Origin of the sequence: Sphaerisporangium sp. NPDC005288 (genome assembly GCF_040607475.1) — a bacterium.
Lineage (GTDB): Bacteria > Actinomycetota > Actinomycetes > Streptosporangiales > Streptosporangiaceae > Sphaerisporangium > Sphaerisporangium rhizosphaerae.
In genome coordinates this window covers 415133-436766 of sequence record NZ_JBEXGT010000001.1, presented here as the reverse complement: position 1 = coordinate 436766, position 21634 = coordinate 415133, and the positions used below count along the sequence as shown (strand labels likewise).

General features: G+C 73.1%; 15 protein-coding genes. 6 read left to right on the top strand and 9 right to left on the bottom strand.

Annotated features, from left to right (window positions below):
* Positions 1-48: 48 nt before the first annotated feature.
* Both ABZU32_RS01825 and ABZU32_RS01820 read left to right on the top strand, forming a co-directional pair.
* On the top strand, positions 49-807 hold the full coding sequence (locus ABZU32_RS01825; RefSeq protein ID WP_354915751.1) for an ABC transporter ATP-binding protein: 759 nt from the start codon (positions 49-51) through the stop codon (positions 805-807).
* Between the two features lie 170 nt (positions 808-977).
* Positions 978-3437, top strand: coding sequence for an ABC transporter permease (locus ABZU32_RS01820; protein WP_354915748.1), 2460 nt, complete (start codon positions 978-980; stop codon positions 3435-3437).
* A 74-nt stretch (positions 3438-3511) separates the two neighbouring features.
* Here ABZU32_RS01820 and ABZU32_RS01815 read toward each other — a convergent pair whose 3' ends face one another.
* The 4 genes from ABZU32_RS01815 to ABZU32_RS01800 form a co-directional block, all read right to left on the bottom strand.
* Positions 3512-4378: an AraC family transcriptional regulator gene (locus ABZU32_RS01815; protein WP_354915745.1), complete on the bottom strand. Its 867-nt coding sequence runs from the start codon at positions 4376-4378 to the stop codon at positions 3512-3514.
* 189 nt (positions 4379-4567) lie between these two features.
* Positions 4568-5380 (bottom strand): phytanoyl-CoA dioxygenase family protein, encoded by an 813-nt coding sequence (locus ABZU32_RS01810; protein WP_354915743.1) that lies wholly within the window; start codon positions 5378-5380, stop codon positions 4568-4570.
* Positions 5381-5607: 227 nt separating this feature from the next.
* Complete coding sequence (locus ABZU32_RS01805; RefSeq protein WP_354915740.1) at positions 5608-8310, bottom strand: LuxR C-terminal-related transcriptional regulator; 2703 nt, start codon at positions 8308-8310, stop codon at positions 5608-5610.
* Positions 8307-8909, bottom strand: coding sequence for a TetR/AcrR family transcriptional regulator (locus tag ABZU32_RS01800; protein WP_354915737.1), 603 nt, complete (start codon positions 8907-8909; stop codon positions 8307-8309). Before ABZU32_RS01800 ends, ABZU32_RS01805 begins: the two co-directional genes overlap by 4 nt.
* A 145-nt stretch (positions 8910-9054) precedes the next feature.
* On the opposite strand from ABZU32_RS01800, the gene ABZU32_RS01795 reads away from it, so the two are divergent.
* Positions 9055-11298: an efflux RND transporter permease subunit gene (locus ABZU32_RS01795; protein ID WP_354915734.1), complete on the top strand. Its 2244-nt coding sequence runs from the start codon at positions 9055-9057 to the stop codon at positions 11296-11298.
* Here ABZU32_RS01795 and ABZU32_RS01790 read toward each other — a convergent pair.
* From ABZU32_RS01790 to ABZU32_RS01770, 5 genes are all read right to left on the bottom strand, one after another.
* On the bottom strand, positions 11255-12223 hold the full coding sequence (locus ABZU32_RS01790) for a branched-chain amino acid ABC transporter permease (RefSeq protein WP_354915732.1): 969 nt from the start codon (positions 12221-12223) through the stop codon (positions 11255-11257). The genes ABZU32_RS01795 and ABZU32_RS01790 overlap by 44 nt on opposite strands.
* Complete coding sequence (locus ABZU32_RS01785) at positions 12220-13080, bottom strand: branched-chain amino acid ABC transporter permease (protein ID WP_354835361.1); 861 nt, start codon at positions 13078-13080, stop codon at positions 12220-12222. The genes ABZU32_RS01790 and ABZU32_RS01785 overlap by 4 nt, the downstream gene beginning before the upstream one ends.
* A gap of 105 nt (positions 13081-13185) precedes the next feature.
* Entirely contained in the window at positions 13186-13857 is a 672-nt protein-coding gene (locus tag ABZU32_RS01780; protein WP_354915729.1) for an ABC transporter ATP-binding protein, read from the bottom strand.
* Between the two features lie 139 nt (positions 13858-13996).
* Positions 13997-14752: an ABC transporter ATP-binding protein gene (locus ABZU32_RS01775; RefSeq protein ID WP_354915726.1), complete on the bottom strand. Its 756-nt coding sequence runs from the start codon at positions 14750-14752 to the stop codon at positions 13997-13999.
* A 16-nt stretch (positions 14753-14768) separates the two neighbouring features.
* On the bottom strand, positions 14769-15971 hold the full coding sequence (locus ABZU32_RS01770; RefSeq protein WP_354915723.1) for an ABC transporter substrate-binding protein: 1203 nt from the start codon (positions 15969-15971) through the stop codon (positions 14769-14771).
* A gap of 1051 nt (positions 15972-17022) precedes the next feature.
* On the opposite strand from ABZU32_RS01770, the gene ABZU32_RS01765 reads away from it, so the two are divergent.
* The 3 genes from ABZU32_RS01765 to ABZU32_RS01755 all read left to right on the top strand — a co-directional run bounded on the left by ABZU32_RS01765 (position 17023) and on the right by ABZU32_RS01755 (position 21633).
* A complete protein-coding gene (locus tag ABZU32_RS01765; RefSeq protein ID WP_354915720.1) occupies positions 17023-18840 on the top strand; it encodes a cellulose binding domain-containing protein in 1818 nt (605 codons plus the stop codon).
* 238 nt (positions 18841-19078) lie between these two features.
* Positions 19079-20599, top strand: coding sequence for a long-chain fatty acid--CoA ligase (locus ABZU32_RS01760; protein ID WP_354915717.1), 1521 nt, complete (start codon positions 19079-19081; stop codon positions 20597-20599).
* 164 nt (positions 20600-20763) lie between these two features.
* On the top strand, positions 20764-21633 hold the full coding sequence (locus ABZU32_RS01755) for an amidohydrolase family protein (RefSeq protein ID WP_354835349.1): 870 nt from the start codon (positions 20764-20766) through the stop codon (positions 21631-21633).
* Position 21634 lies beyond the last annotated feature (1 nt).

The following is a 21634-nucleotide window of genomic DNA, read 5'->3' as shown; positions in this document are numbered from 1 at the left end:
AGCACGGACCGCGCGGGAACGGGTCGCCCGGATGCCACCAATTCAGGCATGGGGCGTGCAGGGACGGATCCCCCGGACGCCGTGCGGTTGTGGTCGGTGAGCAAGACATACCGCACGGCCGCACATGAGGTGACCGCGCTCGACGGGGTGACGACCGGCTTTCCCACCGGCACCTTCACGGCCGTCATGGGTCCGTCCGGCTCGGGGAAGTCCACGCTGCTGCAGTGCGCGGCGGGGCTCGACCGGCCCGACGGTGGGAAGGTCGTCATCGACGGCACCGACCTCGCCACGCTGAAAGAGACCGCTCTGACCGTGCTGCGACGCGAGCGGGTGGGGTTCGTCTTCCAGGCGTTCAACCTGGTCTCCGCGCTCACCGCGGAGCAGAACGTCTCGCTGCCTCTGCGCCTGGCGGGGCGGGCGGTCGCCTCCGCGGAGGTTCGCGCGGCGCTGGCACGGGTCGGGATGGCCGAGCGCGCCGGTCACAGGCCGAGCCGGCTCTCCGGCGGTGAGCAGCAGCGGGTGGCCATCGCGCGCGCTCTGATCACCCGGCCGGCCGTGGTGTTCGCCGACGAGCCGACCGGCGCGCTGGACATCAAGGCGTCGCGCGCGGTCCTCGGCCTGCTGCGCGGCATGGTCGACGACCAGGGGCAGACGGTGGTCATGGTGACGCACGATCCGGTCGCGGCGGCCCACGCGGACAGGGTGCTGTTCCTGGCCGACGGCCGGCTGGTGGAGGAGGTCACCGGAAACCTCGACGCGGAGTCGGTCGCGGCCCGCATGGCAGGTCTGGAGCGGTCGGCATGCTGAACGCGACCGCCGGTGGCGCGGGGTCAGAGCGTGCGGGAGGCGGCGCGGGGCCGGAGGGTGCGGGAGGCGGCGTGGTGGGACGTTCTGGTGGCGGCGGGGTGCGGCGTTCGGGCGGTGGTGTGGTGGGACGTTCTGGTGGCGGCGGGGTGCGGCGTTCGGGCGGTGGTGTGGTGGGACGTTCTGGTGGCGGCGGGGTGCGGCGTTCGGGTGGTGGCGCGTGGCTGGGCGTCGCCGGGGTGCGCGAGCGCTGGACCACCTTTGCCGGCACGTTCGTGACGCTCTTCCTGGCGGTGGCGATCGTGTCGGTGACCTCCCAGGCGTTCTTCTCGGCGGGGCCCCGGCTCCCGGCCCGGCTCGCGGGCGCCGCCGTCCTGGTGGCGGTGCCGACCATCGAGCGGCAGGAAGGGAACTTCACCCCCGACCGGCCCTGGTCGCCCGAGACGGCCGCGGCGCTCACCGAGCGGCTCGGCGGCATCCCCGGCGTGGCGCGGGCCATACCCGACAGATCCTTCTACGCGCAGGCCGTCATCGCGGGCGAACCGGTCGAGGCCCACCAGGGGTACGCCTGGTCCACCGCGGCGCTGGCCCCCTACCGTCTGGCGTCTGGCACGGCGCCGCGGGGCCCGGGGCAGGTCGTGCTCGACCGGGCGCTCGGCCTCGCCCCGGGAGCCCGGGTCACCGTGCTGACCGCGAGAGGACCTGCGGTCCACACGGTCTCGGGCACCGTCGACGCGCCGGGCGTGTACGTGAGCGATGAGGAAGCGCAGACCCTCGCCGCCGGGGTGCGGACGATCGGGCTGGTCACCGCGCCCGACGCGGACGTCGCCGCGGTCGAGGCCGCCGCGCGGGCGGTCACGGGCGGCGGCGGCCGGGTGTTCGCCGGCGAGGCGCGGGCCGCGCTGGAGCCCTTGGACGACGCGCGGATCCGCTGGATCGGGATGCAGGTGCTCACCGCCATGGCCGCCATGGGGGCGTTCGTCTCGATCTTCGTGGTGGCCTCGACGTTCGCGTTCGGCGTGGCGCAGCGGCGGCACGAGTTCGGGCTGCTCCGGGCCGTCGGGGCGACCCCCCGCCAGGTCCGCGCGATGGTGTACGGCGAGGCGCTCGTGGTCGGGGTCGCCGCCGCGGCGACGGGGGTCGCGCTCGGCGCCCTGTTCGCTCCGGTCTTCGGACACCTGCTGGTGGAGGCCGGGTTCGAACCGCGGGGATTCGCGGTGGAACCGCGGCCGGTCCCGCTCGCCGGCTCGTTCGCGGTCGGTGTGCTCGTCGCCCTGATCGGCGTGGGGGCGGCCTCGCGGCGTGCCGCCCGGGTTAGCCCGCTGGAAGCGCTTCGCGAGGCCGGGGCGGACGAGCGGCCGATGCCGCGCGGCCGGTGGATCGCCGGCCTGCTGTTCTGCGCCGCCGGCCTGGCCGGCGCGGTGCTCACCGCGAGCACCGGCGGCGACGGCCTGGTGAGCTCCGGCCTCGCCACCGCGATGGCGCTCATCGTCGGCCTCGCCCTGCTCGGTCCGGCCGTCGTCCCTATGGTGGTGCGGGTGCTCACCTGGCCGCTCGGACGGCTGCGCGGCGCGGCGGGAATGCTGGTGCGGGAGAGCGCGCTGGTCGCGGTCAGGCGTACCGCCTCGACGGCGACGCCCGTACTCGTCACGGTGGGGTTCGCCGTGCTGATCACCGGAATGGTGCAGACGACGGCGGGCGCGTTCGTGTCCGCGCGGACCGCCTCCTTCCCGGTGAAGGCGATGGTGGTCGCGGACGGCGTGCACGGCCTTTCCGATGCGGCGGTCTCCGCGGCCGGCGCGACGTCCATACTGACCACGGCCTTGTACAGGGGGAACGGCGACGCCGCGCCCACCGCGGGCGTCAGCCCCGAGCTGGTCGCGCGGGGATGGGGAAGGCTCCGCGTGCTGTCGGGGTCACTCGACGGTTTCGGTGAGCGGGGGGACGGCATCGCCGTCGCGTCGTGGGTGGCGGACCAGTGGGGCTGGACGCCCGGCCGCACGGTGCGAGCGGCCTTCGAGGACGGCATCGAGGTGCCGCTACGGGTGATCGCGGTGGTCGAGGGCGGACCGGGCGGCGTACTGGTGCCGCGGGACCTGGTCAGGACGCATGACAGGTCGGTGCTCGCCGACGAGGCGTTCGTCCTGGGCGAGCGCGCGGGGCCGCCGCCGTCCGGGTTCGGCGCCCGGGTGGTCGACCTCCCGACCTATCGGGCCCTGGCCGACACCGAGGACGACCGGCTCGTGTGGATCTTCACCGTCTTCCTGGTCGTCGTGTCGGCGGGCTACACGGCCGTGGCGATCGCCGGCACGCTGATGATGGCGGCGGCCGGCCGGCTCCGCGACATGACCGTGCTGCGCCTGTCCGGCGCGACGACCCGGCAGGTGCTCGGGACGGTGGCCGCCGAGTCGGCGCTCGTGGTCATCCTCGGGACGGTGCTGGGCCTGGCGGTGGCGCTGCCCGCGCTGCTCGGGATGCGCGCGGGGTTGGAGGAGGCCATGGCGACTCCGGTCGCGCTCGTCCTGCCGGGGCCGTTGCTGCTGGGCGTGGTGGGCGCGTGCCTGACCATCGCGGCAGGCGCCGCCACCCTCACCACCTGGCCTGCCCTACGCCCGGGCCGGGCGGCGAGATGACCGGCTGACGCCGCACACCGCCGTGAGGACGGCGGGAAGCGGCGTCACGCCCCGGCTGCCCCGGCGGGCTCTGTTCAGCCGTGTTCGGGCTCCACCGGGAGCCACAGTTCGGCGTCGGCCTCGGTCTTCTCCGGCGACAGGCGGATGCGCACGATCTCGGGGCCGGTGCGGGTGCGGTACGGGTTCGACGGGAACCACTCGGTGAACACATCCCGCCACAGCTCCTGGATGGCCCGCGGCGCCGGCCCGGAGGTGGTGAAGACCGCCCAGGCGCCGGCCGGCACGGCCAACGTGGTCGTGCCCTCCGGAGCGGCCACGGAGGTGATCACGCCCTGGTAGTAGTCGAGGTCGGTGCCCTCGGCGCGGCTGGGGTCCAGGTCGTCGCAGACCGCGACGATGCCGTGCGGCTCCTGGTCGGAGAGTTTCTCCAGGCGCTCCAGGGTCCGCGGGTCGATCGCGCGGACGAAGTCGATGATCGCCTGGTTCGGCCCCGCATGCACCAGCGGCACCCGAGTCTTGAGCCCGACGACGGTGAAGTCCGGCTTGTCCACAACGCGGTATCGCATACTGCTACTTCCTTCGATGGTGAGGCGGAAGGCCATGCGCGACTGGGAGCTGAGCGCGGCGCGGGTACGCCGGGCCTCGCCCGGTCCGATGCCGTGCATGGCACGGAACGCCCGCGCGAACGCCTCCCCGGAGCCGTAGCCGTAGCGCACCGCGATCTCCAGCAGCGTTTCACGCCCCGCGAGTACTTCGGCGCCCGCGAGGGTGAGCCGGCGGCGCCGGATGTACTCCGACAGCGGCATGCCCGCGAGCGCGGAGAACATCCGGCGCAGGTGGTACTCCGAGGTGGCCGCGACGCGTGCCAGCTCCTCCACCTCGACGGCCTGGTCGAGATGGCGTTCGATGTGCTCCATGGCCTGGTTCAGCCGCTCCAGCACGCCCGGCCCCCTTCCTCGTGACGACCACCACACTAGGCAGTGCCCGACCACGCGGGACCCGACATCGGCGGCGCCGCCTGTTTCGGCCGCCGGTGCTCGGCGAGTGGTGAGACCTGCTCTGTGATGCGCCGGACGTGCCGCTGCCGGGGACTGGTTCTCCGCCCGGTCACAGGAGCGGGTGAAGGGTGTCTACCCGGCGCAGCGGCCGGCGCCGTCCCCGTCCGGCCCGGGGGTGTGCTGTCCCAGGCCCCGGCGGATCGCGATCTCCACGGGTGAGTACGCGCCGTCGGCCCGCTCCAGTTCGTACGGCGCGGCCGGCATCAGCGGCGGCTGGGCCATGAAGCGCGGACGCACCCCGTGGTGCGGTTGCGCGGCGTGCACCAGGAACGGATGGCACAGGAAGACGTCACCCGGGGACCCGGTGGCGAGGGCGAGTGGCCGGTGGTCGGACGCCGCCACCAGATCGGGTGCGAGGGCCAGCCCGCTGGCCCCGTCCTCTCCGTGCTTCTCCAGCACCTTCGGCACGTCGAGGTGTGAGCCGACCCGTATCCGGGTCGGGGCGTCCTGCTCGCCGACCTCGCTGAACAGGAACAGCATCAGTAGCGCCCGGCCCCGGGAGCGCAGGTTGGTGAAGTACCAGCTCTCGCCCTCCGGCAGATAGCTCCCCTCGATGTGCCAGCCCGCGTCGTCCGGTTCCTCCTCGTGCGGGAAGCGCAGCGGGAATGTGCCCAGCGAGTAGCGCGGCTCCCAGCGTCCCGGGCCGACGAGCAGGTCGTAGGCGCGGTGCAGAGACGGGGAGTTGGGCGCGGCGGCGAACGGCCCCTGCGCCATGCCGCCCACCCAGTGCACGGGCCGCGTCCACGTCGCCGGATCGTCGGGGTCGCAGCCCGTCTCTCGCCACAGCAGCCGCGCGCAGTCCGCGGCCACGCGCGGCGCGACGGCGCCCTCCAGCTTCACGAAGCCGTCGCGGAGGAAGCGGGATATCAAGGCCGTGTCATCCATGTCATTCATGTCATCCATGTCGTGCATGCCCCCATCGTGCGGGCACACCGGCCCCGAGCGCCCGACATTCTCCGCACCGCCTTTGTCGGGTGTACACCGAGCCCCTTCCGGCTCCGGTCTCCATGCGATACCGGAGGCTTCCATGACGACCCCGATCTCCGGATGCAGGGGTGGGGCCGCGGGTCCAGGGTGGGGTCAGGCCCAGTCCAGGGCCGGGTTCGGGTGGGTCAGACCTCGCCGCGTTCGTGGGCGAGGGCGAGTTCGACGCGGGAGCGCAGCCCGGTCTTGGCGTACACGCGGGAGAGGTAAACCTCGACGGTCTTGCGGCTGTAGTGCAGCTCGTCGGCGATCTGCGGGTTCGACATGCCCTCGGCGACCAGTTCGACCACGCGCCGCTCGACGGGCGTGAGCCCGGTGGAAGGGGAGGGGACCAGCCCGGCCTGTCGCATCGCGCGGGCGGCGCGGTCACGCCAGGGGGCGGCGCCGAGGTCGGTGAAGATGGCGTGCGCCCTGACCAGGTGGGAGCCGTCGGCGAGCGCGCCGAGGACCAGTCGGGCCTTGCCCTCCTCGAAGCGCAGGCCGTCCGCCCGCGCGGTCTCCAGCGCGGCCTCGGCGGCGGCGGCGTCCCCGAAGACCATGGCGCCGGCCAGCTCGGCGGACATCCGCGCCCGCGGGGTGCCGGTGCGGGCGGTCTCGGCGAGCGCGGTCGCCGCGGCGCGGGCCGCGTCCAGCTCGCCGGCGCTGGCGTGCATGTTGACGCGGATGGCGAACTCGCGGTGCCGGACGTCGGGCGGACCGGAGGCGGCCTCGTCCAGCAGGCGGGCGGCGGTGCCCCGGTCGCCGAGCCCGAGAGCGCGCCGGGCCTTGAACACGGCGCGAAGCGAGAGCTGGAGCACGCAGTTGGGCGGCGGATCGGCGAGCAGCCGCCCGGCCTCGTCGTAGCGTCCCTGGTCCAGCAGGATGTCCACCTCGATGTTGCGCAGCAGGGCGACGTTCTCCCACAGCCCGGCCTCGGTGAGGGCGACCGCGTCGGAGCGGATGTCGCGCAGGGCGTGCTCCCATTCGCCGCCGAGCCGGCGGACGACGGCCATGGTGCGCGCGTGCTGCCCGGCGATGTTGTGCCAGCCGAGCCCCCGGTAGATCTGCTCGGCCTGCGAAAGCAGGTCCAGCGCCCGCGTGCGCGCGCCGGCGCTGGCCAGGATGTGCGCGGCCGACTCCAGCCCGGCCAGCCGGCCGGCCGGGGGGAGCGCGGCCGAGGCCGACAGCAGCGCGTCGAGGGCGCGTTCGGTCTCCTCCCACCGCGCCTTGATGATCGCGTCCCCGGCCAGCGCGCTGAGGGTGATCACCAGGTCCTGCGCCGGGCATCCCGGAAGCGCCCGCCACGCGGCCTCGGCGAGGCCGGCCGAGGGAAGGCCGAGCTGGGTGCTGATGACCGCCTGCTGGGCCAGCAGGGCGGTCGGGTCGTCGGCGTGGGGAAGCTGCTCGGCGGCGATGGACACCGCGACCTCGTACCGGCCCATGGCGTGCGCGGCGTTGACCATCGTCTGCGCGGTGCGGGTGTGCCGGCGCCCGGGGGCGAGCACGGCCAGGGCGGCCTGGCCGGCGGCCAGGGCGTCCGCCGGCCGTGAGCCCTTCCAGTACGACAGGGCCTGCCGGGACAGCAGCACGCCGCGCTCCTCGGCGGGGGCCGGTTCGGCGGCCCTGCCGTACCAGTGGGCGGCCGACAGCGGCGCCGTCCAGCGGGTCAGTTCGGCGGCGCGCAGCATGGCGGTCAGCGCCTCGGCGCTGCTGCCGCCCTCGGCGACGTGGGTGGCCCACTCGAGCACCCGCCGGGTGCCGCTCAGACCCTGCCGGTGGAGCAGTTCGGCGATGCGGGCGTGGACGCGCCGCCGCTCGGCCGGCCCGAGGTCGGCGTACAGGGCCTCGGCGACCAGCGGGTGGGTGAACTCGTAGGCGCCCTCGCGGGTGGGCTCGACCAGGCCGTCCCGCACCAGGCCGTCGAAGGCGCGCTCGGCGTCGGCCGCGTCCAGGCCGGCGACCTCGGCCAGCGCGGGCAGGTCGGTCGTGGAGGCGGGCCGGGTGCGGCGCAGCGCGGCCAGCACCCGGGCCAGGCTGCGGCCTCCCTGGTCGCGCTGGAACAGCCGGCTGAGGATGGCGCCGCGGCGGTCACCGGGGAAGGCGGACTGAACGGCGCCGCCCTGCACCAGGGTGAGCACCGCCTCGCGGGCGAACCACGGGTTGCCGCGGCTCTCGGCGTGCACGCGGCGCACGGTCGCCTCGCTCGGCACCCGGCCGAGCAGGCCGCTCACCAGCGCGGCGACCTCCTCCAGCGACAGCGGGCTGAGCCTGACCACCAGGTCGGCGTCCATGGCGGGGAGCCGGCGGGCGGTGCCGGCGACGACCAGGCCGCGCACGCGGCGGGGCAGGTAGGAAAGCGCGCCCACGGTGTCGGCGTCGGCCAGGTGCAGGTCGTCGATGGCGAGGAAGGTGCGGCCGGGCAGCGACTCCAGCAGGTTGGCGGTGCGCACGGCCGGGGCGGCGCCGGTGACGCCGAGCGCGGCCTGGTCGATGGCGTCCAGCAGTTCCTTGAGCGGTTCGCGCGCGGCCGGTTCGGCGTGCAGAGGCCCGAGGGCGTCGGCGAGGGAGGCGTAGGCCAGGCCGCTGCCGAAGTCGCGGGCCTGGCCGTGCAGGACGCGGTAGCCCATGGTCGTGGCCAGGGCCTCGGTCTCGGCCAGCAGGTGGGACTTGCCGATGCCCGCCTCGCCCTGGATCAGCACGGTCAGCGGCGGGCGCAGCAGCGCCGTCTCCAGTCCCCGCAGGATGGCGGGGCGGTCGGCGGGAGGGTCGGCTCCGGCGTCGGGCCACCTGAGCGGTGCCTCCGGGCCGGCGGCGGACGGAGGGGCGTCTTCGTGGTGGCCTGTCACCGTCACCCGGCCTGGTCGTGGGATGCGGCGGACCCGGGAGCCTCGCCGGCCTCCGGCGGCGGGAACGCGTCGTGGACGGCGAGCGCGGCGGTGAGGACCAGGTCGCGCACGGTCTTCTCGGGCAGTTCCATCGTCTTGACCACCGCCAGTTGCAGCGACCCCATGACCGCCCACGCCCGTACCCGGGCGGCGTCATCGGGGGAGGGCCCGGCGAGCCGGGCGTGGATCTCGTCGCGGAAGGCCCGGATGGCCTCGCGGGGCGAGCCGGGGGTGGCCTGGTCGGCTCCGCCGATGTCCTCCATGAGCAGGCCGACGATGGCCCGGTGCCGCACGACGAACGTGGTGAGCGGCTCGACGAAGGCGCGGGGATCGCCGCCGTGGTCGCTATCGAGCAGCGCGACGAGGTCGTCGGCCGCGGGGGCGATGAGTTCGGCGGCCAGGCGGTCCTTGGGGTGGAAATGGTAGGCCACGGCCGTCTTGGTCAGGCCGACGCGGGCGGCGATGTCGGACAGCGAGGTGGCGGCGTAGCCGCGCTCGGCGAACAGCTGGCGTGCGGCGGCGAGGATGCGGGTGCGCGTTTCACCACCGCGGTCGATTGTGGTCATCGTCTCACTTCTCAGCGCGGTCGGGCGTCCAACGATATTCCCGCCTAAGCTTCTTGACGTACGTCCTGCACGGCCGTACAGAAGGATGTTTCCGGCGTGTTTCCGAATCCACCAATACTGTCTGGGACGGTCACCGATGGCTAGCATGCTCGGCCGATTGGGCGGTTGGTGCGCGAGACACGGCCGCCTCGTGCTGGCCGCCTGGATCCTGCTCGCCGCGGCGCTGACCGCGGGCACACTGGTGTTCGGACGGCCGGTCAGCAACAACGCCTCCATCCCCGGCACCGACGCCCAGCAGGCGCACGACCTGATGCGCCAGGGCTTCGGCCCCGGGTACGACCCCGGCGGCACCTTCCAGGTCGTCCTGTACTCCAAGGACAAGCCCCTCATCGACGCCGGACGCAAGCGCGCCGTCGAGCGCGCCATGGCGCGGGTGCGCGACGTGCCGCACGTGGTCCAGGTGGACACGCCGTACCGGGTCGGCGGCCTGTCCCGCAACCTGGTCATCGGCGTCATCACCGTCCGGCTCTCCGGCAACGACTCCGGCGACCTGGCCGCGACCTCGCGAAGCATCTCGGCGGCCGTCGAGCCGGTGCGCGCGGCGGGTGTGGAGGCCGTCCTGGCCGACAACGGCACCCCCGCCGACAAGGAGATCAAGACCGGGAGCAGCGAGATCATCGGCGTGGCATGCGCCCTGGTGGTGCTGCTGCTCGCCTTCGGCACGCTGGTCGCCGCGCTCGTGCCCGTCTTCACCGCCCTCATCAGCCTGGGCGTCGGCCTCGGCGTCATCGGCCTGCTCGGCCACCTGGTGGACGTGCCCAAGCAGGCGTCGGTCATGGCGTCCATGATCGGGCTCGGCGTGGGCATCGACTACGCCCTGTTCCTGCTGTCGCGGCACCGCAAGCTGCTGGCCGACGGGGTGCCGGTGCAGGAGTCGGCCCGCCGGACGGCCCAGGGCGCGGGCGGGGCGGTCTTCTTCGCCGGCGGCACGGTCGTCATCGCGCTCACCGCGCTCATGCTCGGCGGCTTCCCGCTGCTGCGCACGCTCGGTTGGATCACCGGCATCTCCGTCGTCTGCGCCGTGCTCACCTCGCTCACCCTGGTGCCCGCACTGCTCGGCCTGCTCGGTCACCGGATCAACGCGCTGCGCGTCCCGTTCGTCGGCCCGCGGCGGGACGCGGCGCACTCGGCGGCGAGCGGCTGGGCGGGCCTTGGCACCTGGGTCGCCGGACGCCCGTGGCGGGTGCTCGTGGTGGCGATCGCCGTGCTCGGCGCCCTGGCCGCCCCCGCCCTGGCGCTGAAGCTCGGCCCGCTCGACGACGGCTACGCCGACCGGGGGCAGGACGCCCGCCGGGCCTACGAGCTGATGGAGACCGGGTTCGGGCCGGGGAGCAACGGCCCGCTGATCGTGGTCGGCGAGCTGGACGCCGCGGTCGCCGCCGGCGACCCGCCCGCCCCGGCCGTCAAGCGCGTCGGCGACCGCCTGGCCGACGTCCCGGGCGTCACCTACGTCTCGCCCGCGAAGGTCAACGTGTCGGGCCGGTCGGTGCTGTTCCAGGTGGTCACCCGGTACGCGCCCAGCGACCCGCGCGCCGGTGACGTCGTACGGGACGTGCGCGCCCTCGGCATCCCCGGGGCGCGGCTGCACGTCGGCGGCGAGGTCGCCGGCATGGCGGACGCCAGTGACCGCATCGCCGAGCGCACCCCCTTGGTCATCGGCGTCGTCGTGCTGCTCAGCGCCCTGCTCCTGCTGCTCGCCTTCCGGGCGCCGCTGGTGGCCATCAAGGCGGCGCTGATGAACCTCATCTCGCTCGGCGCGGCGTTCGGCGCGCTGGCCATCGTGTTCTCCTACGGGCTCGGCAGCGGCCTGGTCGGCCTGGACCCGCCGGTCTCGGCCGAGGGCTCCTACCTGTCGACGCTGTTCTTCACCGTGCCCATCGACTCCTACGTGCCGCTGATGCTGTTCGCGGTGCTGTTCGGGCTGTCCATGGACTACGAGGTCTTCCTGCTGACCTCGGTGCGCCAGGCCTACCAGCGCCATGGCGACAACCGGCGCGCGGTCGCCGAGGGGCTCGGGGCGACCGGCCGCGTCATCACCTCGGCCGCGCTGATCATGGTGGTGGTGTTCGTCGCCTTCATCGCCTACCCCGACCCGCTGGTGAAGGTGTTCGGCGTGGGTCTCGCGGTGGCCATCGCCGTGGACGCCACGGTCATCCGCGGGCTGCTCGTGCCGGCCACCATGGTGCTGCTGGGCCGGCTCAACTGGTGGTGCCCGGCCTGGCTGGACCGGATCCTTCCCGACCTGTCGGTCGCCGGCCACGGCGAGGACGACGAGGAGCCTCAGGTCACCGCCCACTCCGAGAAGGCCCTCGCCGGAGCCGGGAGGTGAGGGCCGGCACCAGCCCCTGGGGCAGGAACAGCACGACCACGATGAGCACCAGCGCGTAGACCGCGTAGGACAGCACGCCGGGGGCGTAGCTCGGCATCCCGGGCGCCGTCCCGACCACGTTGAGCGCCTGCACGAGCAGTGTGATCGCGGTCGCGCCCACCACCGCGCCCCAGACGGTGCCGAGCCCGCCGACCACGGCCATGACGATGTACTCGATCGACAGCAGCACCGGGAACGAGGAGGGCGCGACGTACCCGGCGTAGAAGGCGTAGATGCCGCCGGCCAGCCCGGCGAACGCGGCCGACAGGGCGAAGACCACCAGCTTGTAGCGGCCGACCGGCACGCCCGAAGACGCCGCCGCCGTCTCGCTCGTGGCCAGGGCCCGCAGGGCGCGGCCCGGCCGCGAGGCGATGACGTTGCGGGTCACCAGCATCACCAGCGCGACGCCGGCCCAGGTGAGGTAGGCGTAGCCGACGGCGCCGCCCAGCTCGAACGGGCCGGCGCCGAGTTGAGGGATGCCCTGCAGCCCGATGTCGCCGCCGGTGAACGACAGCCGGCCCGCCAGCGACAGCAGGATCAGCTGCATGGCCAGGGTGGCGAACGCCAGATGGTGCCCGCGCAGCCGCAGCAGCGGCAGCCCCACCACGACCGCGAACGCCGCCGCGACCAGCGGGGCGGCCAGCAGCCCCACCAGCGGCGGGCCGCCGCGCACGGCCAGGATGCCGGCCGTGTAGCCGCCCACCGCGTAGAACGCGCCCTGCCCGAGCGACACCTGGCCGGCGTAGCCCATCAGCAGCGAGACGCCGACCGTGACCATCGCGGCCAGGCCGAGGAAGATGTACACCGTCAGGGCGCTGTCGTCCAGGACCGCCGGCAGCGCCAGCGTGAGGGCGGCGACGCCCAGGCCGGGCACCAGGCGGGTCATACGGTCTCCCCGAGGACGGTGGGGCGCCGCGCCGACTGCAGCACCATGATCACGAGCATCAGGCCGAGGGCGATCTCCGTCTGGTAGGCGCCGTAGCCGTACCCGGCGGCCAGTGACTCCGCGACGCCCAGCAGCAGCGCGCCCACCAGAGCGAGCCCCGGACGGGTCAGGGCGCCGAACACGGCGGCGGCGAAGCCGTTCACGATGAGCGCGACGTCGGTGTCGAACGAGATGGGCCGCAGCGGGGTCACCAGCACCCCGGCCACCCCGCCGAGCAGCCCGCCGAGGGCGAAGGCCAGCAGTCCCATCTTCCGGACGTCGATGCCGATCACCCGGGCGGCGTAGGGGTTGGAGGCGCACGCGCTCAGCGCCTTGCCCAGGTAGGTGCGGCCGAAGAACCCGGCCAGCGCGGCGATGGTCACGGCGGTGGCGGCGATGACGAGCAGGTGCTGCCTCTGGACGCCGACCCCGGCGATCGTGAGCGAGCCCGGCAGGCCCGGGAACGAGCGCGGCTGGTCGCCCCACACGACGATCTCGACGGCGTAGGCCAGCACGCCGGCGCCCAGCGTGATGATCAGCGATGACTGGGGCGTGGTGCCGCGCCTGCCGATCGCGAGCACGCCGGTCAGCAGCCCGGCCAGGGTGGCGATCAGGACGGCGCCGGCCTCGCCGAGCCCGTGCGGCACGCCGGCGCCGAGCAGCCACGAGCCGCTCAGCCCCGCGACCACGGCGAACATGCCCTGGGCGAAGTTCACCACGCCGGTCACCCGGTGGACGGCGACCAGGCCGCTGGCGACCAGGGCGAACCCGCAGCCGACGGCCAGGCCGTTGACCAGGTAGGTCAGGAACTCTCTCACGTCATGGCCCTCCCGGCCGCGGTACGCCGCTCACACTGCCCACCGCTCCCGGGACCCCTCGGGGCTCCATGGGCGGCGCCGGCCCGGTCGCCGGGGCGGTGGCGGTCACGACCGGGGCTCCTCGACGGAGCCGCCGAGATAGGCGCGGGCGACGCGGGGATCCTCGGCCAGCTCGGCGCACGGCCCCTCGGCCACGACGCGGCCCGCCTCCAGCACGTAGGCCCGCTCGCAGACGCCGAAGGCCAGCCGGGCGTTCTGCTCGATGAGCAGCACGGTGAGCCCCCGCTCCCGGTTGAGCTCCACCAGGTGGGCGGCCAGGTCGCGGGTGGCGATGGGGGCGAGCCCGAGCGACAGCTCGTCCACCACCAGCACCTCCGGCCGGGACATCAGGGCCCTGCCGAAGGCCACCATCTGCTGCTCGCCGCCGGACAGCACGCCCGCGCGGCGCCGGCGCAGCCCGGCCAGCGCGGGCAGTATCTCGAAGACCGGGGAGGGGTCGCGCGTTCCCGCGCGCCAGCCGCCCAGCATCAGGTTGTCCTCCACCGTGAGGTCGGGGAACAGCTGGCGGCCCTCGGGGATGTGCGCGAGCCGGCCGGTGACCTCGACCGTCCCCGCGGCGGGGGTGAGGATGCCCGACAGCGTGTCGGCCAGGGTGGACTTGCCGGCGCCGTTCGGGCCGAGCAGGGCGACCATCTCGCCGCGCCCCACCGAGAGCCGGACGTGGTCGAGCGCGGTCGCCGCACCGTAGGTCACGACCAGGTCCCTGACCTCGATCATGCCGCCGCCCCGTGACGCCCCGCGAGGCGTCCTCCCCGCGGACCGGCGGGGCGTGGGCCGCGCGGGGTTCCCGCAGATTTTTCGCCCGGGGTCTCCGGAGGTCCTTCGCGCAGGGCCCCCGGGCGTTTTTCGCGCGGGATCATGAGGCGTCTCCCAGGTAGGCCGAGACCACGTGCGGGTCCGCGCGCACCTCGCCGGGCGTGCCTTCGGCGATCACCCGGCCCAGGTCGAGCACGGTGATCCGGTCGGCGAGCCGGGTGACGAACGCGACGTCGTGCTCGATCAGCATGATCGTCAGCCCGCCCGCCCGCAACTCCTCGATCAGCACGGCCAGCGCCTCGCGTTCGGCGGCCCGCAGCCCCGAGGCCGGCTCGTCCAGCAGCAGCAGGCTCGGCCGCGCGCACAGGGCGCGGGCGACCTGCATGGACCGCTGCTGCCCGAGGGGCAGCAGGCCCGCCTGGCTCTCGGCCCACGCGCCGAGGCCGACCCGGTCGAGGGCCTCCTCGGCGCGCCGCGCGATCTCACGCTCGTCGCGGCGGTGGCGTGGCAGGCGCAGCGCGGCGGCGGCGAAACCGGTGCGCCCGCGGGTGTGCGCGCCCACCATGACGTTCTCGCGCACCGTCATGCCGCGGAACACGCGAGCGCCCTGGAAGACGATGGACATCCCGAGCCGGGCGCGCCGGTGCGGCGGCAGCCGGTCCAGCGGGGCGGACCGCAGCGCGATGGCGCCGTGGTCGGCGGGCAGGTGGCCGGTGATCAGGTTGAACAGCGTCGACTTGCCGGCGCCGTTCGGGCCGATGATGCCGCGCACCTCGCCCTCGGCGATGTCGAGGCTGACGTCGCGGACGGCGTAGACGCCCCCGAAGGAACGCGAGACGCCGTCGACGGTGAGCATGCCCGGCACGTCGCCCCTACTCGGCGGTGACGGTCTTGGCGAGCTGCTCGGCCGCCCACTTGGTCGGCACGAACTGTCCGTTCTTCACCGTGTTGACGGAGATGTAGTCGGGTTTCAGCCCGGAGTGGTCGGTCGCGGAGTAGCGGAACCGCCCGTTGGGTGTGACCAGGTCCATGTTCTCCAGTGCCTGGCGCACCTTCTCCTTGTCGGTGCTGCCCGCCTTCCTGATCGCCTCGAACAGCAGCAGGCTCGCGCTGTAGCCGTCCTGGGCGAACTGCGGCGGCGGGTAGCCGTACTTCTGCTTGAACGGGGTGGCCATCTGGTCGATGACCTGCTTCTGCTTGCTGTCGGGCAGGTGGTCGCCGATGACGCCGATGGCGCTCTGCACGGTCATGCCCTCGGCGGCCGAGCCCATCGGCTCCAGCCACAGCTTGCTGGCCTGCGCGGCGGTGAGGAACAGCGGCACCTTCAGCCCCGAGGCGGCGTACTGTTTGCCGACGGTGACCCCCGGGGCGCCCGACCCCCAGAACACCAGGGCCTGCGCCCCGGAGTCGCGGACGTGCGTGAAGATCGCGCTGAAGTCGGAGGTGGTGGTCTCGTACGGCTCGTCGGCGACGACGCTCACCCCGTACTTGGGCGCCAGCGCGACCATCGCCTTGTGGCCGGCGACGGAGTAGGCGCTCTTGGTGTCGTGCGCCACGGCGATCTTGGTGATCTTCTCCGACTGGATGTACTGCAGGTACCGCTCGGCGTACATGTTCGACAACGCGGGGGTGACGAAGACGTAGGACTTGATCGGCTCGACCTGCTCCTGGGCGGGGGCCAGCGACAGCTGGGGGATCTTCGCGCGCTCGGTCAGCGGCTCGACGGCGAGCGCGGAGTTGGAGAAGACCGGGCCGATCAGCGCGTCGATCTGCCCCTTGATCTGGTTGAACGCGACGATGCCCTGGTCGGGTGCGGTCTTGTCGTCCCGCTCGACCAGTTCGACCTTGCGCCCGAGCAGGCCGCCCTGGGCGTTGACCTGCTCGACGGCGAGTTCGACCGCCTTCTTGTCCTCGCTGCCGAGGGGGGTGTAGTTGCCGGTCAGGGAGACGATGAGGCCGACGCGGATGGGCTCCGCGGCCCCGCCGGAGGATCCGCCGCCGGACCCGCCGCCCGAGCCGCCGCACGCGGACGCGGCCAGCACGATGAAGGTGATCGTCGGAACGAGCTTGCGCACGTGCGCCTCCTGGAGGTCATGTCGCGGCAACAGGCTCTCGCGCGTGCCTCCACCGCGCACCGGCACGGCCCGGCGCACAGGAGGAACGAAGAGATCAAACCCCCGATCGCAAGAATTTAGGCATGGCGTTTTTCGGCTGTCAATACAAAGCCCCACATCCTGAAAACCCCTTGTCGAGGCGGCGTCCGCCGCAGGCGCCCGGCGGGCGGGCGCCGGGCGCGGCCGTGGCATCCATGACGCGCCGGCCTGGGAGGGCGCGGCGACGGGGTCAGGAAAGGGGAGGTTCAGGCCGTTCTCGGCGGTGAAGGGGCGCGGACGCGGCGGTCCGGCCATGCGCCTGGCAGGCCCTGCCGGGCCGGCTCGGGAAAGCGGTACGAAACGCGTCAGAGCACACTCGGACGTTTCCGGAGCCGTGCCGGTGCTCGTCCGGTGCCGCCCTGCTCACATCGCCATGGTGGGCGCCGAAACTATCGAGCCGGGCGGAAACATCCTGGCCGGTGTCCCGTCCGCCGCCGCCGGGGTGAGGTAGGGAGCGGGTGACGTCCGGGTCGATCAGCTGAACGTTTCACCGGCCGCCGGGCGGCGTCCGGTCTGCGTGAGCCGCACCGCCCAGTTGGGAGCGGTGAGGTGTCGGACGAGGTGAGCGCGCCGGTGTCCGGGCGGTTGACACGGCCGCGCTCCGTCGGATTGGCTCCGGCCACGGTGAGCTACCGCCCTCGGTGGAAGGGGAACCTGCCTCCTGCTCGATGTTAGCGCTAACATTCCGGATTGCCGTGCCTTGCCTCATCCGCATGGACTGTCCGACCTACCCCGCCGCGCTCGCGCCTCGCTTGAGCCGAGCGGATTCTCTTCGCCGCGCGCCGCGAACGTGTCGTCCCCTGACCTTCATCCCTGGCGGATGGCAGGCCCGGTGACCGTCACGATCACCACGGCGGCGCCCTGCGGCGGAGGTCGGGGCGACCGCCCAGGCCCTTGAACCCGTCTGAGATGAATGATCGGAGAGTCCGTGATACGGATCGTCGTAGCGACCGCTCTATTAGGTACGTCACTGGTGGCCGTACAGGCCGCGACCTCCGCCGCCGCCGCCGGTGTCATCACCGTGTCGGATGGCGTCCAGCGCCAGCAGATCGACGGTTTCGGCGTCTCGACGGCGTTCCGGCGGGGAGAACTGCTCCGCGACCTCACGTCGGCGCAGCAGAACGACATCTTCCGCCTGTGGTTCGACCGCACCACCGGGGCGGGGCTCAGCATCCTGCGCCTGGGCGTCGGCGCGTCACCGCTGGGAAGCCCGTACGACAAGATGATCTCCATCCAGCCCCAGAATCCGGGTGGTCCGGACGCGGCGCCGAAGTACGTGTGGGACGGTGACGACGGCGCCCAGGTCTGGGTGGCCAAGGCCGCCCAGTCGTACGGTGTGAAGCGGTTCTACGCCGACGCCTGGAGCGCACCGGGGTACATGAAGGACAACGGGAGCCAGGACAACGGCGGCACCCTCAAGCCGGAGTGGCGAGCGGCCTACGCCCGCTATCTGATGCAGTACACGAAGTTCTACGCGCAAGAAGGCGTCAAGATCACGGATTTGGGGTTCACCAACGAGCCCGACTTCACGGCGCCCTATGAGTCGATGCGCTTCACCCCCGCCCAGGCGGTCGCGATGGTGAAGGCCCTCGGCCCGATCGCCGGGGACGTGAAACTCGTCTGCTGCGACTCCTACGGGTGGGACCAGGGCAAGTCCTACACCAGCGCCATCGAGGCCGACTCCGAGGCCCGGCGCTGGATCTCGACGTACTCGGCTCACTCCTACGCCAGCTCGCCCACCAGCGCGCAACCCACGAGCAAGCCCGTCTGGATGTCGGAGTGGGCTCCCTCGGCGACCAGCTGGAACGAGGGCTGGGACAACGGAGGCGTCGACGGTTTCACCGTCGCCCAGCACATCCACCAGTCGCTCACCAGCGGCAACGCGAGCGGTTACCTCTTCTGGCTGGGGGGATCGAAGGGGAACACCGCTGCGCTGTTCCAGATAGACACGGCCGCGAAGACCTATCGCGTGTCCAAGCGATATTGGGCGATGGCCGCCTACAGCCGGTTCATCCGGCCGGGCGCCGTCCGGCTCGACGCCTCGACCACCAATTCGGGCCTGAAGGTGTCGGCTTATCGCAACTCCGACGGCACGAAGGTCGTCGAGGTGCTCAACACCGGCACCGCGGCCGTGACCTGGCAGGGCGTGGAGGGGAACGCCACCGCCTACGTCACCGACAACGCCAACTCGCTCACCCCCACCTCGACGGCGGGCGGCACCGTCACCCTCAAGCCCCGCGCACTCACCACCGTCGTGATCGGCGGCCCCGGCCCGACGCCGACTCCCACCCCCACCCCGACGCCGACGCCCACTCCGACGCCGACGCCCACTCCGACGCCGACGCCCACTCCGACGCCGACGCCCACTCCGACGCCGACGCCCACTCCGACGCCGACGCCGACGCCGACTCCTACGCCCACACCGACCCCGACCCCGACTCCCACGCCCACTCCCACCCCGACGCCGACTCCCACGCCGACCCCGACTCCGGTGCCGGGCGGTTGCACGGCGACGATCACGACGGTGAACTCCTGGGGCGGCGGCTTCCAGTCGTCGGTCACGGTGCGGGCCGGCGACGGCGCGATCAATGGGTGGACGGTGAGCTGGAGCTGGCCGGGATCCCAGTCGATCAGTCAGCTGTGGGGAGGCCTGCGCTCCGGTTCCGGCGCCGACGTCTCGGTGGGCAACGAGAGCTGGAACGGCAAGCTCGCCGCCGGAGCCGCCACCGACTTCGGCTTCACCGCCAACGGCACGGCGGCCACCCCCGCACTGACCTGCAGCGCGTCCTGATCGTTCACGGCGCGGTGAGACTCTCCCGGTCGGAAGGGACGTGAGAAGGAGACGACGTAAGAAGGAAGGGACGTGAGGAACAGGGACGCCACCCCGCCGGCAGGCGGGGGGCGTCGCTGTGCGTATGAGCCGCCCGCGGCCTGATGTGCTCGGCGAACCACGTCTTGTCCAAGATCGGATTGTCCTCTTTGTTGTAAATTCGAGCGGAGATCACACCCGACCGTCAGGGAGCGGCGCCATGCGGAACGAGGGGTTGGGGTCGTGGCCGGCGCGGCGGGCGCGCATGACTCCGGCGAAGGTCGCGCTGCGCCACGACGGGCGGTCGTGGACCTACGGCGAGCTGCGCGAGCGCGTCGACCGGCTGGCCGGAGCCCTGCGGTCGCTGGGCGTGCGGCACGGCGACCGGGTCGCCTACCTCGGGCCCAACCATCCCGCCTTCGTCGAGACCTTCTTCGCGGCCGGCGCCGCCGGTGCGGTGTTCGTCCCGCTGAACACGCGGCTGACCGCGCCGGAGCTGTCCTACATCGTGGCCGACGCCGGGGTGGCCGTGCTGGTGTGCGGCCCCGGTCAGGAGGAGGCCGGCGCCGCGCTGCCGGTGGCCCGCCGGGTGGCGGTGGCGGGGGAGTACGAAGATCTGCTGGCCGGCGCCGGCCCCGTGCCTGCCGACGAGCCGGTGGGCCTGGACGAGCCCTGCCTGATCATGTACACCTCCGGCACGACCGGGCGGCCCAAGGGCGCGACGCTGAGCCACGGCAACCTCGTCTGGAACACCTTCAACCTGCTCGTGGACGTCGAGCTGACCCATGACGAGGTGACGCTGATCAGCGCGCCGCTGTTCCACATCGCCGCGCTCGCCCAGACGCTCGTGCCCACCGTGCTCAAGGGCGGCACGGCCGTCCTGGTCCCGTCGTTCGACGTCGACCAGACCTTCGACCTGGTCGAGCGCGAGCGGATCACGCTCATGTTCGGCGTCCCGGCCATGTTCGCCTTCCTCGCCCAGTCGCCCAGATGGGAGGGCGCCGACCTGTCCAGCCTGCGCAACCTGCTGTGCGGCGGCGCGCCGGTGCCCGAGCCGCTCATCCGCACCTACCAGGAGCGCGGGCTGACCTTCCTGCAGGGGTACGGGATGACCGAGACCTCGCCGGGCGCGCTGTTCCTGGCGGCGGAGCAGTCGGTGCGCAAGGCGGGCACGGCCGGCGTGCCGTGCTTCTTCTCCGACGTCCGCCTGGTGCGCGCCGACGGCGAGCAGGCGGCGCCCGGCGAGCCGGGCGAGGTGGTCGTGCGGGGGCCGAACGTCATGACGGGATACTGGGGGCGTCCGGAGGACACCGCCGCGGTGGTGTCGCCGGAGGGGTGGTTCCACTCGGGCGACATCGCCGTCGCCGACGAGGACGGCTACGTCCGCATCGTCGACCGGGTCAAGGACATGATCATCTCCGGCGGTGAGAACATCTACCCGGCCGAGGTCGAGAGCGTGCTGTACGGGCATCCCGCCGTCGCCGAGTGCGCGGTCATCGGGGTGCCCGACGACCGGTGGGGCGAGGTGGGCAAGGCCCTGGTCGTCCTGCGGCCCGGCGCCGTGGCCGCGCCCGGCGACCTGCTGGCCCACCTGTCCGGGCGGCTCGCGTCCTACAAGATCCCCAAACACGTGGAGCTGCTGCCCGTCCTGCCGCGCAACGGCGCCGGCAAGGTGCTCAAGGCCCGGCTCCGCGCGCTGTACGGGTCGGCCGGCGGCCTCGCGCGAGAGGCGCCCGAATGAGCCCCGCGGACCGCGTCCGGATGACCCACACGGACCGCGCCCGAGCGCGCCACACGGACCGCGCCCGAGCGCGCCACACGGACCGCGCCCGGGTGAGCCACGCGCGAGGCGCCCGGACCGATCACGCGCGACCAGCCCTGACCGACCACGGGGGAGACGCCTGAATGAACATCGACAGCCTCGTCGCGATCGACGTGCACACCCATGCCGAGGTCTCCGAGCACGGCGCCGAGTCGCTCTCAGGAGAGCTGAAGGCCGGCGCGGACGACTACTTCAAGCTGGCCGGGCAGCACCGGCCGACCGTGCGCGAGATGGCCGCCTACTACCGGGAACGCGACATGGCGGCGGTGGTGTTCACCGTGGACGCCGAGACCGCGACCGGGCACCCTCCGGTGCCCAACGAGGAGATCGCCCAGGCGTGCGCCGACAACGCCGACGTGCTGATCCCGTTCGCCGGCCTCGACCCGTGGAAGGGCAGGGCCGCGGTCCGCCAGGCCCGGCGGCTGGTCGAGGAGTACGGCGTGCGCGGATTCAAGTTCCACCCGAACCTTCAGGCGTTCTTCCCCAACGACCGGATGGCCTACGGCCTGTACGAGGTGCTGGAGGAACTGCGGGTGCCCGCGCTGTTCCACACCGGCCAGACCGGCATCGGCGCCGGGGTGCGCGGCGGCGGGGGAGTGCGGCTGAAGTACTCCGACCCGATGTTCGTGGACGACGTCGCCGTCGACTTCCCCGACCTGCCGATCATCCTGGCCCATCCGTCCTTCCCCTGGCAGGACGAGGCGCTGGCCGTGGCCACGCACAAGCCGCAGGTGTACATCGACCTGTCCGGCTGGTCGCCCAAGTACTTCCCGCCGCAGCTCGTGCAGTACGCCAACACGCTGCTGAAGGACAAGGTGCTGTTCGGCTCGGACTTTCCGCTCATCTCCCCGGACCGGTGGCTGGCCGACTTCGACAAGCTGCCGATCAAGGACGAGGTCCGTCCCAAGATCCTCAAACTGAACGCCGCCCGCCTGCTCGGCCTGGACACCTGAA

Bases quoted from the DNA above. Each gene is read 5' to 3' on its own strand.
- ABZU32_RS01800 (WP_354915737.1), bottom strand. From the start codon at position 8,909: ATGACCACAATCGACCGCGGTGGTGAAACGCGCACCCGCATCCTCGCC.
- ABZU32_RS01790 (WP_354915732.1), bottom strand. From the start codon at position 12,223: ATGACCCGCCTGGTGCCCGGCCTGGGCGTCGCCGCCCTCACGCTGGCG.
- ABZU32_RS01760 (WP_354915717.1), top strand. From the start codon at position 19,079: ATGCGGAACGAGGGGTTGGGGTCGTGGCCGGCGCGGCGGGCGCGCATG.
- ABZU32_RS01795 (WP_354915734.1), top strand. From the start codon at position 9,055: ATGCTCGGCCGATTGGGCGGTTGGTGCGCGAGACACGGCCGCCTCGTG.
- ABZU32_RS01810 (WP_354915743.1), bottom strand. From the start codon at position 5,380: ATGGATGACACGGCCTTGATATCCCGCTTCCTCCGCGACGGCTTCGTG.
- ABZU32_RS01755 (WP_354835349.1), top strand. From the start codon at position 20,764: ATGAACATCGACAGCCTCGTCGCGATCGACGTGCACACCCATGCCGAG.
- ABZU32_RS01775 (WP_354915726.1), bottom strand. From the start codon at position 14,752: ATGCTCACCGTCGACGGCGTCTCGCGTTCCTTCGGGGGCGTCTACGCC.
- ABZU32_RS01825 (WP_354915751.1), top strand. From the start codon at position 49: ATGGGGCGTGCAGGGACGGATCCCCCGGACGCCGTGCGGTTGTGGTCG.
- ABZU32_RS01780 (WP_354915729.1), bottom strand. From the start codon at position 13,857: ATGATCGAGGTCAGGGACCTGGTCGTGACCTACGGTGCGGCGACCGCG.